At 63.3% G+C, this 14,118-nt stretch carries 13 protein-coding genes, 3 tRNA genes and 1 riboswitch; of the genes, 4 read left to right on the top strand and 12 right to left on the bottom strand.

Translation table 11 applies throughout. The features are described 5' to 3' along the window. Positions 1-7 precede the first annotated feature (7 nt). From rplC to tuf, 5 genes are all read right to left on the bottom strand, one after another. Positions 8-817 (bottom strand): 50S ribosomal protein L3, encoded by an 810-nt coding sequence (gene rplC, locus EPJ54_RS03390; RefSeq protein WP_239590739.1) that lies wholly within the window; start codon positions 815-817, stop codon positions 8-10. Between the two features lie 5 nt (positions 818-822). Beyond that, entirely contained in the window at positions 823-1,137 is a 315-nt protein-coding gene (gene rpsJ, locus EPJ54_RS03395) for a 30S ribosomal protein S10 (protein WP_066774278.1), read from the bottom strand. A gap of 301 nt (positions 1,138-1,438) precedes the next feature. Next, entirely contained in the window at positions 1,439-2,422 is a 984-nt protein-coding gene (locus EPJ54_RS03400; protein ID WP_135210253.1) for a GIN domain-containing protein, read from the bottom strand. A gap of 96 nt (positions 2,423-2,518) precedes the next feature. Further along, positions 2,519-2,749, bottom strand: a complete 231-nt coding sequence (locus EPJ54_RS03405) for a hypothetical protein (protein WP_135210254.1) — start codon at positions 2,747-2,749, stop codon at positions 2,519-2,521. Between the two features lie 122 nt (positions 2,750-2,871). Next, complete coding sequence (gene tuf, locus EPJ54_RS03410; RefSeq protein ID WP_135210255.1) at positions 2,872-4,062, bottom strand: elongation factor Tu; 1,191 nt, start codon at positions 4,060-4,062, stop codon at positions 2,872-2,874. 142 nt (positions 4,063-4,204) lie between these two features. Further along, a riboswitch (cobalamin riboswitch) is annotated at positions 4,205-4,406 on the top strand. Between the two features lie 140 nt (positions 4,407-4,546). Here tuf and EPJ54_RS03415 point away from each other — a divergent pair. Continuing rightward, positions 4,547-6,421 (top strand): TonB-dependent receptor domain-containing protein, encoded by a 1,875-nt coding sequence (locus EPJ54_RS03415; protein ID WP_135210256.1) that lies wholly within the window; start codon positions 4,547-4,549, stop codon positions 6,419-6,421. Between the two features lie 30 nt (positions 6,422-6,451). On the opposite strand, the gene EPJ54_RS03420 is transcribed toward EPJ54_RS03415, so the two are convergent. Both EPJ54_RS03420 and EPJ54_RS03425 read right to left on the bottom strand, forming a co-directional pair. Then, positions 6,452-7,261 (bottom strand): hypothetical protein, encoded by an 810-nt coding sequence (locus EPJ54_RS03420; RefSeq protein ID WP_167755550.1) that lies wholly within the window; start codon positions 7,259-7,261, stop codon positions 6,452-6,454. Between the two features lie 148 nt (positions 7,262-7,409). Further along, positions 7,410-7,483: transfer RNA gene (locus EPJ54_RS03425), tRNA-Gly, on the bottom strand. Positions 7,484-7,589: 106 nt separating this feature from the next. Here EPJ54_RS03425 and EPJ54_RS03430 point away from each other — a divergent pair. Beyond that, positions 7,590-7,675, top strand: a tRNA-Tyr gene (locus EPJ54_RS03430). A 120-nt stretch (positions 7,676-7,795) separates the two neighbouring features. Continuing rightward, on the top strand, positions 7,796-8,587 hold the full coding sequence (locus EPJ54_RS03435; protein ID WP_135210258.1) for a TrmH family RNA methyltransferase: 792 nt from the start codon (positions 7,796-7,798) through the stop codon (positions 8,585-8,587). Here the strand turns inward: EPJ54_RS03435 and EPJ54_RS03440 are convergent. The 5 genes from EPJ54_RS03440 to EPJ54_RS03460 form a co-directional block, all read right to left on the bottom strand. After that, a complete protein-coding gene (locus EPJ54_RS03440; RefSeq protein WP_135210259.1) occupies positions 8,584-8,919 on the bottom strand; it encodes a hypothetical protein in 336 nt (111 codons plus the stop codon). The two genes, EPJ54_RS03435 and EPJ54_RS03440, sit on opposite strands and share 4 nt — an antisense overlap. A 79-nt stretch (positions 8,920-8,998) precedes the next feature. Beyond that, positions 8,999-9,739, bottom strand: coding sequence for a 2OG-Fe(II) oxygenase (locus EPJ54_RS03445; RefSeq protein ID WP_135210260.1), 741 nt, complete (start codon positions 9,737-9,739; stop codon positions 8,999-9,001). Beyond that, on the bottom strand, positions 9,736-11,448 hold the full coding sequence (gene metG, locus EPJ54_RS03450) for a methionine--tRNA ligase (protein ID WP_135210261.1): 1,713 nt from the start codon (positions 11,446-11,448) through the stop codon (positions 9,736-9,738). Before metG ends, EPJ54_RS03445 begins: the two co-directional genes overlap by 4 nt. A gap of 50 nt (positions 11,449-11,498) precedes the next feature. Beyond that, a complete protein-coding gene (locus tag EPJ54_RS03455; RefSeq protein WP_135210262.1) occupies positions 11,499-12,311 on the bottom strand; it encodes an N-acetylmuramidase family protein in 813 nt (270 codons plus the stop codon). 19 nt (positions 12,312-12,330) lie between these two features. Next, a complete protein-coding gene (locus EPJ54_RS03460; protein WP_135210263.1) occupies positions 12,331-13,818 on the bottom strand; it encodes an N-acetylmuramidase family protein in 1,488 nt (495 codons plus the stop codon). Between the two features lie 189 nt (positions 13,819-14,007). Between EPJ54_RS03460 and EPJ54_RS03465 the strand changes: the two genes are divergently transcribed. Beyond that, positions 14,008-14,080 (top strand) — tRNA-Thr (locus tag EPJ54_RS03465). The last annotated feature ends 38 nt before the right edge of the window (positions 14,081-14,118 follow it).

The raw sequence follows: 14,118 nt of genomic DNA on the forward strand, positions 1-14,118 counted from the left end.
GACCGCCTCACTCAGCCGCGGCTTGCGCTTGGCGAACGCCGGCGGGCTTCGGAGCTTCCTTCGGAAGATCAGCCTTCACAGCGTCACGCACTTCAACCCAGCCGCCCTCGGCGCCCGGCACAGAACCACGGACAAACAAAAGCCCGCGATCGGCATCGACGCGGACGATTTGCAGATTTTGAGTCGTAACGCGCTCATCGCCCAGGTGGCCGGCCATCTTCTTGCCTTTGAAGACCTTACCCGGATCCTGGCGCTGGCCCGTCGAGCCGTGCGAACGGTGCGAAACGGAGACACCGTGCGTCGCGCGCAGACCGCCGAAATTCCAGCGCTTCATGGCGCCAGCAAAACCCTTACCGATGCTAATGCCAGCGACATCGACCTTTTGGCCGACGACGAAATGGTCCGCGCTGATTTCAGCACCGACCGGCAAGAGGTTGTCATCGGAAACGCGGAATTCGCGAACGATCGCTTTCGGCTCGACCTTAGCGCGGGCGAACTGGCCGCGCTCGGCTTGCGTCGCGCGCTTGGCTTTCGCCGCACCCGCGCCAAGCACAACGGCGCTGTAGCCGTCAGCCTTCGCTTCACGCGCCGGCGCTTCACGCTTTTCGTTCTTGCGCGACTTCTTCGGCTTCAGCGCAACGGCTTCCCCAGCCGAATTCTTGAACTCTTCGGCGCCGACCGTACGGCGACCGACGACTTGGCAGCCGGCGAGATCGAGCACGGTGACCGGAATGTGCGAATTGTCTTCACCGAAGACACGCATCATGCCGACTTTGCGCGCGATAACGCCAGTGCGAACGGATTGCTCTTGAGCCATCGCTATCAACCCAGCACTTGGATTTGAACGTCAACGCCAGCGGAGAGGTCGAGCTTCATCAGCGCATCGACCGTCTGCGGCGTCGGTTGAACGATATCGAGCACGCGCTTGAACGTGCGGATTTCAAATTGCTCGCGGCTCTTCTTATCGACGTGCGGCGAGCGGTTCACCGTGAACTTCTCAATGCGCGTGGGCAGCGGCACCGGGCCGATGACCGTGGCGCCCGTGCGCTTCGCCGTCGACACGATCTCTTTTGCAGAGAGATCGAGCGTGCGGTGATCGAAGGCTTTCAGCCTGATCCGGATATTTTGCTGCATCATCACCAGAATTCCCGAATGCGCCCAACTTCTCGCCGGACGCAAAACACGACGGCGCGCCTGTTTCGGCCCACCGACGAGAAAAACGCCGCCCGAACCGGACGGCGCTCGCAGACGTGAGGATCGCAAAAAACGCTGCCGAGGCGGGGTTTGGACCCCGCGCATTCCCAATTAGCCATTCCGGCTGTGGGCTGGCGCCGCGAAGCTTGCGAACCGCGTCTAAGCACGAGTGCTTACGGCCGGCTCGAAGGGGGGTGTCCTACAGAGGTGAATCGGGGGCGTCAAGGCGCGTTTTGCGCTTCTGTCACTGCCCCACACGCACATCGCCCGGACCCATGACATCTTTGGTGATCGTGCCGGTAACCGCGCGCGCAGAAACCACGCCAACGCCTGCAATATCAGCATTAATGTCGCCAACAGTATTGGCCACGTCGAGATCGCCCGCGCCGACCATGGAGACGTTCAAGGTCTGCACGGGTGCGGCGATATTCACATCGCCAGCGCCCGCCATATCGACCTCCGCAACCGTGATGGCGCCACCCTGGATGGTGATGTTTCCGGCCCCGGCAGAATCAGCGTTCAGCGAGCCCGTGAGCGAGGCGACGGTGACGTCCCCAGCGCCCGCGATATCGATCTGGGCGTACTCCCCGATGGCGCCGACGGTGACATCGCCCGCACCCGCCATGTCGAGGTTGAGCGTCCGCGCGGCGCCAGTGGTTACCGCCCCCGAGCCCGCCAGGTCGAGCTCAAGCTCGCCCGAGACATCAGCAATGTTGGCCGAGCCGCAGCCCATAAGGTCGAAATTGACGCTTTCCGCTGCAGCAATCTCGGTCGTGCCAGCGCCGCCACGCTCCATAACGAGCGCGCGCGGGGTGCGGATGTTGATGATCGGCAGGTTATCGGGGGTGATCGGGTCGTAACCGCGAAGCTCGGCGGCGCCGTCTTCGCGGCAATTACTGATGCGGCCGCGCAGATGGCCGTTAATGGTGACCTGGTCGCCGTTCACTTCGACCGTCGGCATCGGCACACCGCCGGGGTTCGTGATCTCAATCTGGAAATCCGCGCGGTCCTCTGGGGTTACCACGACGCGGGCCAGTGTGTGACGAAGGCGCAGGGAAGAGCCCACGAACACTTCGGGCTCCAGGCGTCCGGCCTCAGTCGAGGCGATTTCGGCCGTGCCGCCCTCGTCGGTCTCGATGTGGATGCCCCAATCGTTGGCGCCGACCAGCGCTTTGATACCGAAAAACACCGCGATCACGATCGCGACGACGAATACGAAACGCTCCATAAGCCTCTCCCTCGCGCTCTCGCGCGTGCGTCCTATGTCATGAAAGATGCGCCTAGCTGGCGCGTCGGATGCACGCCGGCGACACTATCGTCCCGCTTAGTTTGCAGCTAGCCGACGGGCCCGGAGCCGCGCTTCGATGTCTCGATTGAAGTCGGCCAGCACCTGACGCTGCACATTGAGCGGGTCTTGCGCCGCGGGCGTCGGCGTCGAGGTCAAAGCCTCAATACGGGCGCTCGCAGGCGCGGACTTGGATTTGTCCAACGTATCGGCCCAGACGCTGGGCGAACTGAGACAAAGCGCCAAAGCGGCGGTCATGATCAAACGCATGATGCATTCTCCGATCCAACCCGCACTTCAAAGATGCCGCGGCAAAGCCGCTTAGATGCGGCCCAAAAGCAAAAGGGCCGCTCCGAGGAGCGGCCCTTCCGTATTTCCCATGCGGGGAAAGATTACTCGGTGATCTTGGCCACAACGCCCGAACCGACCGTACGGCCGCCTTCGCGGATAGCGAAGCGGAGGCCTTGGTCCATGGCGATCGGGGTGATCAGCTCAACCGTGATCTTCACGTTATCGCCCGGCATGACCATTTCGACGCCGCTCGGCAGCTGAACGATGCCGGTCACGTCGGTGGTGCGGAAATAGAATTGCGGACGATAGTTCGTGAAGAACGGCGTGTGACGGCCGCCTTCTTCCTTCGTCAGCACGTAGATTTCCGCTTCGAACTTCTTGTGCGGCGTGATCGAGCCCGGCTTGGCCAGAACCTGGCCGCGTTCAACGCCTTCACGGTCGATACCGCGCAGCAGCGCGCCGATGTTGTCGCCGGCTTGGCCCTGGTCGAGCAGCTTGCGGAACATTTCGACGCCCGTGCAGGTCGACTTCACGGTCGGGCGAATGCCGATGATCTCGATTTCATCGCCAACCTTCACAATGCCCTTTTCGACGCGGCCGGTGACGACCGTACCACGGCCCGAGATCGAGAACACGTCTTCGACCGGCATCAGGAACGGCTGGTCAACCGGACGCTCCGGCTGCGGGATGTAGGTATCGACAGCCGTCATGAGGTTCATGATGGCGTCTTCGCCGATCGCGGGATCGCGGCCTTCGACCGCAGCCAGGGCCGAGCCCTTCACGATCGGAATGTCGTCGCCAGGGAAGTCGTATGACGAGAGAAGTTCGCGGACTTCCATTTCGACGAGGTCGAGGAGTTCGGCGTCGTCGACCATGTCGACCTTGTTCATGAACACCACGAGGGCCGGCACGCCGACCTGACGGGCGAGCAGGATGTGCTCGCGCGTTTGCGGCATCGGGCCGTCAGCGGCGGACACGACGAGGATCGCGCCGTCCATCTGGGCGGCGCCCGTGATCATGTTTTTCACGTAGTCGGCGTGGCCGGGGCAATCGACGTGCGCATAGTGACGGTCAGCCGTCTCGTATTCGACGTGTGCGGTGTTGATGGTGATTCCGCGGGCCTTTTCTTCCGGCGCGGCGTCGATGTCGGCATACGCCATAGCCTTGGCGCCGCCCTTCTTGGCCAGAACCATCGTGATGGCGGCCGTCAGCGTCGTCTTGCCGTGATCGACGTGGCCAATCGTACCGATGTTGCAGTGCGGCTTGTTCCGCTCAAACTTTTCCTTGGCCATTGTAAGGTCCTGTCTCTCCGGCGTGCAAAATGCTGATGGGCGCTAAGGCCCAGCCAAAGCGCGCGCGTAAGGTGCGCGTCTTTAGCCGCATCAACACGGGCGTCAAGCCCTCTAACGCCTTGGCGCGCCGTTCTAACGCGGTTATTGCTGCACCCGCGATGGTCGTCCCACACGGGACGCTAAGAGGGAACGTGGTGCCGGGGTTCGCCCCCAATCCACGGCTGTGCCCGCAACTGTAAGCGGTGAGCGCTTCGCCTCACGCCACTGGCCCCGAAACGGCTGGGAAGGCGGCGAAGCCGCAATGACCCGCGAGCCAGGAGACCTGCCGCCGCACGTCGCTCGTTCGCCCGGCCGGGATCAGCCGTCGAACCGGAAGTCTCCGCAGCAGCGACGCGGGCGGCCCCGCGCTTAAACCGGCGCCCCGCTTGTCGCTGTTCGACGCGCCCTTGGGGACGAGGCGTGTCTGCAAAAAGGGGACGCTCCTATGCGCCTTTATTCTACCCGCGCTGCCCTGTTGGCGGCCGTTTCTCTCACCACCCTGCCCGCGTACGCGCAGGATTCGAACGACGTGATCGTCGTCACCGGCGCGCCAGCGCCGATCACGATCGAAAGTCTCCCGGCAGCAATCACGGTGATCGACGCCGACGAAGCCCGCGCACGCGGCGACATCGCACTCGACCAAGCGCTGGCCAGCGTGCCTGGCGTCCAAGCCCCGCGCACTGGCCCGATTGGTCAACAAACCTCAATCTTCAGCGGCGGCTTTGAATCGAACCACACGCTTGTGTTGTTCGATGGCGTTCGCATCGACGATCCGTCTACCCCGGAAAGCATCTTCGACGCCGGCCAAGACACGTTGGCCGACGCCAGCCGCATCGAGGTCGTGCAGGGCCCCCTCTCGGCACTCTACGGCTCCGGCGCGCTCGGCGGCGTCGTCAACATACTGCCGCGCCGCGGCGGCGAGGGCGCGCTCAACCCGCGCTTGGAAGTCGCAACCGGCTCGTTCGAGACCCTTCTCGCGAACGCGGCCGCTGACGGCGCACTCGGCAATTTTCGCTACGCTGTGACTGCTGAGGGCTATGCAAGCGACGGCTACGACATCGTGCCTGAGCGCATGTCGGTTCACACCGGCGAAGGAGACGGCGCATCCATCACCACGCTCACCGGCGTGTTCGACTACGCGCTCACCGACACGCTTGGTGTTGATTTGCTGCTGCGCCAACGCAAAGCGGACGTCGACTTCGATCCAGGCTTCTTCGGCGACATTGGCGAAAACCCAGAAGCGGAGATCGCCAGCGACACCGCACTCTGGCGCCTTGGCGCCACTTGGGCGCTGAGCGATGCGCTTTCGCTGCGTCTGAGCGGCGGCGCGCTGGAAACGGATCGCGTCATCACCGATGCCGGCGTCTCGGGCGACGAATATCATGGAGATCGCGATTTCGCCGACTTCACTGCGACCTGGTCGATCGCGCCGGATTGGACGCTATTGCTCGGCGCGCAAACGGAAGACGAGACGATTGACGCCGTGAATTTCGGCTCATCGGTTGTCGGCGAGCAAGAGCACTGGGGCGCTTATGTAGCAGCACAGGGTGCGCTTGGTCCGCTGGCCATCACCGGTGCTGTGCGCCAGGATGATTTTGATGGCTTCGGCCAAGAGGCGACATGGCGCGCCGGCGTTGCATATCCTTTCGCCGATATCGGTCGGGTCTATGCGTCGTACGGCACGTCGTATCGCGCGCCCTCGCTCTTCGAACGCTTCGTGCCGTTCTACGGCAATGCCGCGCTCGATCCGGAAAGCGCGGAAACATGGGAAGTGGGCGGCGACGCGCATTTTGCTTTGTTTGGACGGGGCGATGGCCTCGAACTCGGCGCACTCTATCGCGCCAGTGAGATCGAAGATCTCATCGGTTTTGTCGGCTTCGCCTATGGCAACATTGATGAAGCGGAAATCGAATACGCCGAAGCGCGCATTGCCGTGCGGCCCACCGATTGGCTGACGGCGCGCGTGATCTACGCCAACACGGACGCGGTGAACGCAAACACGGATGTCGCACTGCAGCGTCGCCCGGAAGAGGCTTGGAGCGCAGAACTCGCCGCCGAACACGGCGCCCTCAGCGGCCAAATCTCGTGGCGCCAAGTCGGCTCACGTCTCGACACCGTCTATAATGATCTCGGCTTCTGGTCGGGCGTAGCGGAAGTAGAAGCGTACGACATTCTGCGCGCTTCAGCGGCGTGGGCTGTGGGCGACGACGTGAAACTCTACGTCGCGGCCGACAATGTGCTCGATGAAACCTACGAGCCCGTCAACGGCTTCGCCGGCGCGCCGGCAAGCGTGTTCGTCGGCATTCGCGTGACGCCGTAAACTGCATGGGAGCCGCTTTCGAGCGGCTCCCTATTGCGCGGGAAGGGCGGGATAGAGCTCCATATCTTCGCCGCGCACTTCGCGTGCTTCGGTGTCGTAGCACACTGACCGCATCTGGCCGTTTTCGCGCCCGTCGGTTGGGTCGCCAGCGAACCATTGCCGGCTCATCGACACGGCGCCGTCACCGGGCGAGCCAATGGCGCCCCAGGTATCGTTCACACGCGTTTGAATGGACTGCGACCGCGCCCAACTCGGCCACGCATCGGCGATGTGGCGGAAGCGCACTTGCAGCGTGCCACACGGATAATTACCGAACTGCGTTTCAAGAATTTCAACCACCCGCCGCTCGGACGGCATACAAAAAGACATGCGTCCGCTTGCAGGTGAACCAACTAAGCGATCGTCGCCTAATCTAGTCAGGCGATATTCAATCACACCCGGGCCGATATCCGATTGCTCGCGCGCCACGAGCACGCCCATGTCCACAAATTCGGCGAGGCGCGCACGCGTGCGCGCCGTGACCTCGCCGCCCCAATCGCGCTCCATGAGGTCGAAGCGCACGATGAAGACACGGCGCCGTTCCGCCGGATCGAGCCAGACGCTCGGCCACGGGAAGCACATCGTCTCGCGATCGAGCTGCGCTTGAACCGCCGCAAAAATTTCGGCTTGCGAAATCTCCGGCTCTACACGCTGCACCACCATCTCGCGCGCGCCGTTGCTGATTTCGCGCGGCATCCGCGCAGTACTGGATTGCGACCACGCGGTCGCGGCGGCGCACAAGAACACCGCCAGCGCGACTGCGCCGACCCAAATGCGAGGCATCGCTCTCGATAGCGGCATCACCGCCTCCCCCGACCCTCAGCTCCCCCGCCACACTTATTCGTGATCGGGGCCATGACCGCAATGTCAGGATGAAACTTTTGTGGTCGCGATTTGTAGGCGCCCGCGATTTAGTCAGCGTAGCGTCTGCGACGTTTGGCGGTTGGGTTGGAGCGGGTAGAGGGAATCGAACCCTCGTCTTTAGCTTGGAAGGCTACGGCTCTACCATTGAGCTATACCCGCGCGGCTCCGCAGATAGCGGCTTCGCGGCGTCTGCGCCAGCGTCAGAAAGTCCGTATTTGCGCGCTTGAACAGCAGAGCCATGCCCGCTAGAAGCCGCGCTCCGGCTGGAAGGGTGGCCGAGTGGTTAATGGCAGCAGACTGTAAATCTGCCCGCGCGAGCGTACGCTGGTTCGAATCCAGCCCCTTCCACCATCCTACGCTCGCGAACCGCGCGTAGGATGCTCTCCGTAGCCTCGGCGAAGGAGCATCACGTTTCCCACTCGCGAGCTTCGGATGGCTGACGCCCTGACCGCGTCTTGAAAGTATCGGCTCGTGAACAAGCGTCCTCCATCATCTCAACGTCCCGCCCACGGCATTCCCGAAGACAAGCTCCCGCGCCGGCAGTTCGAGGAGGAGTTTGGCGGCCCGTCTTGGGTGTGGGGCGTACACGCCTCGCTCGCGGCGATAGCGAACCCAGCGCGCCGGATTGAGCGTATCGTCGCCACCAAGAACGCTGCTTCCCGCCTCCCCGAGAACGTCAGGCCGCAGATCCTTGAGCCCGACGCGATCGAGGGAATGTTGCCGCCAGGCGCCGTGCACCAGGGCTTGGCGGTGCGCGCCCATCCGCTCGAGCCAGTGTCGCTGGAAGCGGCGGCCGGGCCACCTGACGGTCGCAGTGTGCTGGTGCTCGACGGCGTCACCGACCCTCAGAACGTAGGCGCGACTTTCCGTTCCGCCGTCGCCTTCGGCGCGCGCGCAATCGTGCTCCAAGATCGTAAGTCACCGCCGCTGACGGGCGTGCTCGCCAAGGCCGCCGCCGGCGCCATAGAGCTTGTGCCGCACGTGCGCGCCGTGAATCTCGGCCGTGCGATCGAAACGCTGCGGTCGCTTGGTTACGTCACAGTGGCGCTGGAAGGCGAAGCGGAACTCAGCCTGGAAGAGGCGCTGAACGACAAGCGTCCCGTGGCCCTCGTGCTCGGTGCAGAGGGCAAAGGCTTGCGCCCAGGCGTTGCGGAAGCGTGCGAAAAGCGCGCGCGCATTCCGATCGCGCCGGTCATGGAAAGCTTGAACGTGTCCGCAGCGGCTGCAGTCGCCCTATACGAAGCGCGCCGCGGCCGCGCTTAGTGCCCGCCGCCACCGCCGCGAAAGATCATGCGCTTCACGAAGAAGAAGACGCCGATAATAATCAAATAGCCGAGCAATAGAACGAGCACGCGCGTCCAGAACGTCTCGCTCGTGATATCTGGCAACACCACCGCGCCGCCATTGCCGGCCAGCACCGGCGCCAATTGCTCAATCGCGATGTGCACGATCACCGCGACAAGCGAGATCGGAAACCATTGCTTCCAAGAGCCCAAAAACAGCGTCGCAGCGAGCGCTATCAGCAGGCCCTTCGGGTTGTTGATGTTCGCGAAGCCCTCGCGCAGATACGCGACGGCCTGATCCACAAGTTCCATGCGACGCCCCCTGCTCGGCCATCCCCATCGGCCGGTTCGCAATTGGTAAAAGGGAAAGTCCGGGTCGTCCAGACGGGCCTTAGGGCCGACGTGACCGAATCCAACCTGTAATCGAGTGCCGCGCGCCGCGCGCAAACGGCGCCACCACACTGACAGCATGCGGCTGCGGGACTTTGAGGATATTCAAAGCGTTCCAGCGCGGGGTGTAAGCCTCGGCCACGTGCCCGTCGTCGGTCAAAAACATGAGCAGGCCGCCCCAATCGGCTATCCATTGCGGTGTCAGGTTGAGCACGTAGGCAAACAGGCGATCTTTGCCCTCGGCGTGATCATCGTGCTGCGTGAGGAAGTGGCCGGGCCGGTAGCGTGTCGCTTGCGCGTCCACATAAGCACAGCGCTCGTCGCCCGTGAGCTTGCGCAGAAATTGCAGGCCGGCCTCCGAATTGAGCCAGCGGTACAAATCCGCCATCTGCCCGTTCACATAGCGGCCGGCATCGACCTCATCGCTCACGCGGAAAGAGTCGAAGAGATACTGAAACTCGTTCGCCGCCTGCGTATGGATCAGGCCCAGCAATTGGTGTCGCTTGCTGACGTCCAGTGCGGCGACATCCGTGCTCTTTAGATCGTAGCCGCCCTGTTTGCCTTGAAACACGAGCCGCCAATCAAGCGTCTCGCTTTCTTGCAACAGCGCCTGCGCCGCCAAGGGCTGCAGCACGCCGGGCAAGTGCAAGCGCCCCGTCTTGGTGAGCACGCCACGCGCCTGCGTCAGCATGCGCTCGTCCAGCAAGTCGTTGGCGATCATAGCTGAGGCCGTAACGCTCAAGCCCCGCCCCCGAAGCGTTCGGCCCACGCGGCGACATCTTCGTCTTCAATCTTCTTGAAGAGCACGTCCGGCGGGGTGAATTGCAGTCCACGCGGCAGTGCGTCCCAGACGCCGCGATCTTCTGGCGTCGGCCACATGCGGGTCTTCTCCGGCACGCCAATCGCGTCGAGAACGACCTTTGCAGCGTCCGGAATGAACGGCTGCGCGAGGATGGCGAAGAGCGCGCAGGCGTTGAGGCCTGTCCGGACGCCGACGGCTGCCTTCTCGGGATCGGTTTTGAACGCCGTCCAAGGCGCCGACACTTGCAGATACTCATTGCCCGCTACCCAGATGGCGCGGAGTTCGGCGGCGGCTTTGCGGAATTCCATTTGATCGTGGAATTGCGTCAGCGCAGCCAAACGCTCGGCGAATTCGTTGGCGAGTTTTTCCTCGTGCTCGCCCCATGCGCCGCCGTCCGGCACCTTCGAGTCAAACTTCGACGCCGCGAACCGCGTGATGCGGTTCACGAAATTGCCGAACACGTTGGCGAGGTCAGCGTTGATGGTTTGCTGGAATTGCTCGAGCGTGAACGCTGCGTCCGCGCTCTCGGGCGCATTCGCCATCAAATACCAGCGCCAATAATCGCTCGGCAGCAGCTCCAACGCTTGATCCATGAAGATGCCGCGCTTCTCGGACGTCGAGAATTTGCCGCCGTACCACGTGACCCAATTGAACGCCTTCAAGCGATCAACCAGCTTCCAAGGCTCGCCTGAGCCCATGATCGTCACGGGGAAACTCACGGTGTGGAAGGCGACGTTATCCTTGCCCATGAATTCGACATAGGTGACGTCGTGCGCGCCTTTATCAATGCGCCACCAGCGCTCCCAATCAGCGCCGCCATTGGCCTGTGACCACTCAACGCTCGCGCCCATATATTGGATCGGCGCATCGAACCAGACGTAGAACACCTTGTTCTCAAAGCCGGGACGGATCTTGCCGTCCTTCATCACTTTGATGCCCCACGAGAGGTCGCGCGTAATCGAACGGTCGATCAACCCTTCATCGAGCCATTTGTACGCAATCGAGCGCGCCAGCGACGGCCATTCGGTCGACTGATCGACCCAGGCGCGGACGCGGTCCTGCATCAAAGGCTGCTTCAAAAAGAGATGCGCCGTGTCCCGCGCTTCAAGATTAGAGGAGCCCGAAATCTTCGAACGCGGGTTCTTCAATTCGGTCGGATCGAGCAGCGTGCCGCAATTGTCGCATTGGTCGCCACGTGCGCGTTCGAAGCCGCAATTCGGGCAGGCGCCTTCAACGTAGCGATCCGGCAGGAAGCGCTTGTCGTCGATCGAATAGATTTGCTTGGTGACGCGCTCTTCAATCAGCCCGTTCTTCTCCAGCACTTCGGCGAAATGCTGCGTGAGCTGATGGTTCGGCGGATTGGACGAGCGGCCGAAATGGTCGAACGAGAGCCGGAAGCCCTCGCACGCGGCCTTCTGCACTTCGTATTGCGCGTCACAATAAGTGCGCACGTCCTGGCCGGCTTCGGCCGCGGCAAGCTCTGCCGGCGTGCCGTGTTCGTCGGTCGCGCAAATGAACAGAACTTCGTGTCCCTGGAGACGACGGAAACGCGCATGAATGTCCGCCGGCAACATCGAGCCGGCGAGGTTGCCCAAGTGCTTGATGCCGTTGATGTAAGGAAGCGCGGACGTGATCAGATAGCGAGCCATGATGCTCGCTACCTAGGCCCCGCCCCTCTCACACGCAAGCGCGGGCCTGATCAGGCGATCGCGGCCGGGTTGGCTTTGATGCGTGCGTAGGCTTGCGCCATCTTAGTGTCGTACTGGTTCGCCGCGTAGCCGGGGCCGTTGTAGCGGCTGGCAAAGCCCGTCCAGTCCTTGCGCTGCAGCTCGTCGGCCAAGCTATTGGCGCGGATGAAGCCTTCAAACGCTTCAAGCTGATCCCGTTCCGAGCGAGCCAGTTTCGACACGTATTCGTGCGCGTTCGGCATCGAGAGGTTCGGGTAATTCTGGCCGAGCACTTGGAAGCGGCCGTAACTGGCGCTCGCGAGCGCGGCTTCGGCGTCGAGCGCATAAGCTTCAGTAAGCTGCGCCCAGCGCTCGGCCTGCGTGCGCGGATACCCCCCCGGCGTGCGGTTCGAAACCGTCGGGTGCGAAGCGTCGAACCGCGAGTTGGTTTTGCGCGAGAAGAGGTGGCGCTCAAACAAGATCACCGGGCGGCCATCCTGACCGAAGCCACCGAGCGGCCCCGACTCCACTTCCGCCACAGCAGCCACGGCTTCCCACTCGCAATTCAAGCGCGCGGCCACCGCTTCAAAGTCCGCACGCCGCAATGGCGACGCATCCTGCACGCGCAGCGTCTCAAGATAGCTCGCCGCGGGCGGCGGTGGTGGTGGCGGAGGTGGCGGCGCAACGGGCGGAGGCGCCGGTGGCGCGACCGGCGGCGATGCGGGCGGAGCAACCGGCGGCCGCGGTGGCGCAACGGGCGGCGGCGGTGGCGGCGACGATGTGTCTTTCGTACCGCCGCCTCGGCGGCCGAAGATCAAGCGAAATAGCGCTTCAAAGATATTCATCGCCGGCCCCTACCCTCGCTTACGACGTCGCCTTCAAGCGCTCATACGCTTCACGCATCAATCGCCCGTACCGCTCGACTTGGCCGGAGCCATTGTAACCGGCGGCGAAGCCTTCCCAATCCTTGCGCACGAGTTCGTCCGCGAGATTATTCGCGCGCACGAAATTCGCGAACGCTTTGAGCTGCTGCGCTTGGCTGCGGCACATATCGGTGACGAAGGATTTCGGATCCGGGAAGCCGCAGGCGTTGTGATTGAAGCCCATGATTTGGAAGAGACCATAGCTGGCCGACGCGATCGCTTCTTGCGGATTGAGCGCATAGGCCTCGCGCAATTGCGCCCAGCGACCGTCCTGCGTGCGCGGATATTTCGTGGCATCCCACGAACGATACGAAATCGTCGGATGGCTCGCGTCGTATTGACGATTGGTGCGACGCGAGAAGATGTGCGGCTCGTACAAAATGATCGGCTTGCCGTTGGCGGCGAACGCGCCCGCGGAGCCGCTTTCGACCTGCACCACAGCTTGGATCGCTTCGACTTCACAGCCGAGCATCGCGGCGACTTCTTCGAAATTCGCGCGCGTCAACCCATCACGCGTGCCCGCGACCAAGCTGTCGATGTAACCGTCACTGGTGGCGGGCGGCGCGAGCGTCGCGTATGCGCGCGCGAGTGCGGAGGAGTATTGGCCTGCGCCATTCTCGCCTTCATAGGCTCGCGCGAACGTATCCCAATCGCGGCGTTGCAATTCGTCCGCGAGGCCCTTGCGCGAGATATACGCTTCGAACGCCGCGAGCTGGCGCGCTTCCGATTGCGCCATGTCGCGCACGAATGCGAACACATCGGAATAACCGGCGTCCGCATAATAGCGGCCGGGCAATTGGAACGCGCCCCACGAGGCCGCGCCAAGTGCGGCTTCCGGATCGAGGCCATAAGCTTCAGTCAGCTTCATCCAGCGCGACGCTTGATTGCCGCCAAGATACGCGCGGTTCGATGCTTGCGAGACGCCGGGGTTCGACGCATCGAAGCGACCTGCGGTCGCTTGGCTGAACCAGAACGGCTCAAACGAGAGCAACGGCCTGCCATCGGCGAAGCCCGGACCCGCGCTCTCAACTTTGATCACGGCCTTCAGCACATTAGCTTCGACGCCGAGACGCTGCGCGGACGCTGCAATCTCCGCATCGGTGAGACGCGCCGCATTCGTCGCGCGCAGAGCGTCGAGCGAGAAGCCAACCGACGGATCGAGCACGGGCGGCGGCGAGGTGTTGACTGGGGGCGACGGTGGTGCGGGTGGCGTCGGCGGCAACGGCGCCGCCGGCGGCGGCAGCGGGGCCATTGGCGGCGGTGGCGGCGCGGCAGGCGGAGATGCAGGCGGAGATGCGGGCGGAGCCGCCGGCGGCGGCGTGGCCGGCGGACGCGGCGGGGTCGCCGGTGGGCGCGCGGGCGGCGGCGAGGTCGGCCGCGAGCCGCGTGAACCGAAAATCGCGCGGAACACAGAATCCCAGAAGCTCATGTTATTTCCCCACTTTTCTGTGTTCGCCGCGTCCTGCGCGGATGTCCCCTGAGGCGCGAGCCCCGAACCCGGCCTTAACCATATCCGACACAAGCCGCAAAGGGGAGTTTGCCGGGACGATTTTCCTTTCCGACGAAATGCGGACCAGGACTTCCGTCACAGACACGACGCTGGCAAAAGGTCGCCCGCGCCGCCTTAGCTCAGCTGGTAGAGCACCTGATTTGTAATCAGGGGGTCACAGGTTCGAGTCCTGTAGGCGGCACGTTTCCCCTCCGCACGCGGCGCTAGGCCGCGCGAATT

This window comes from Vitreimonas flagellata (assembly GCF_004634425.1).
GTDB classification, from domain to species: domain Bacteria; phylum Pseudomonadota; class Alphaproteobacteria; order Caulobacterales; family Aquidulcibacteraceae; genus Vitreimonas; species Vitreimonas flagellata.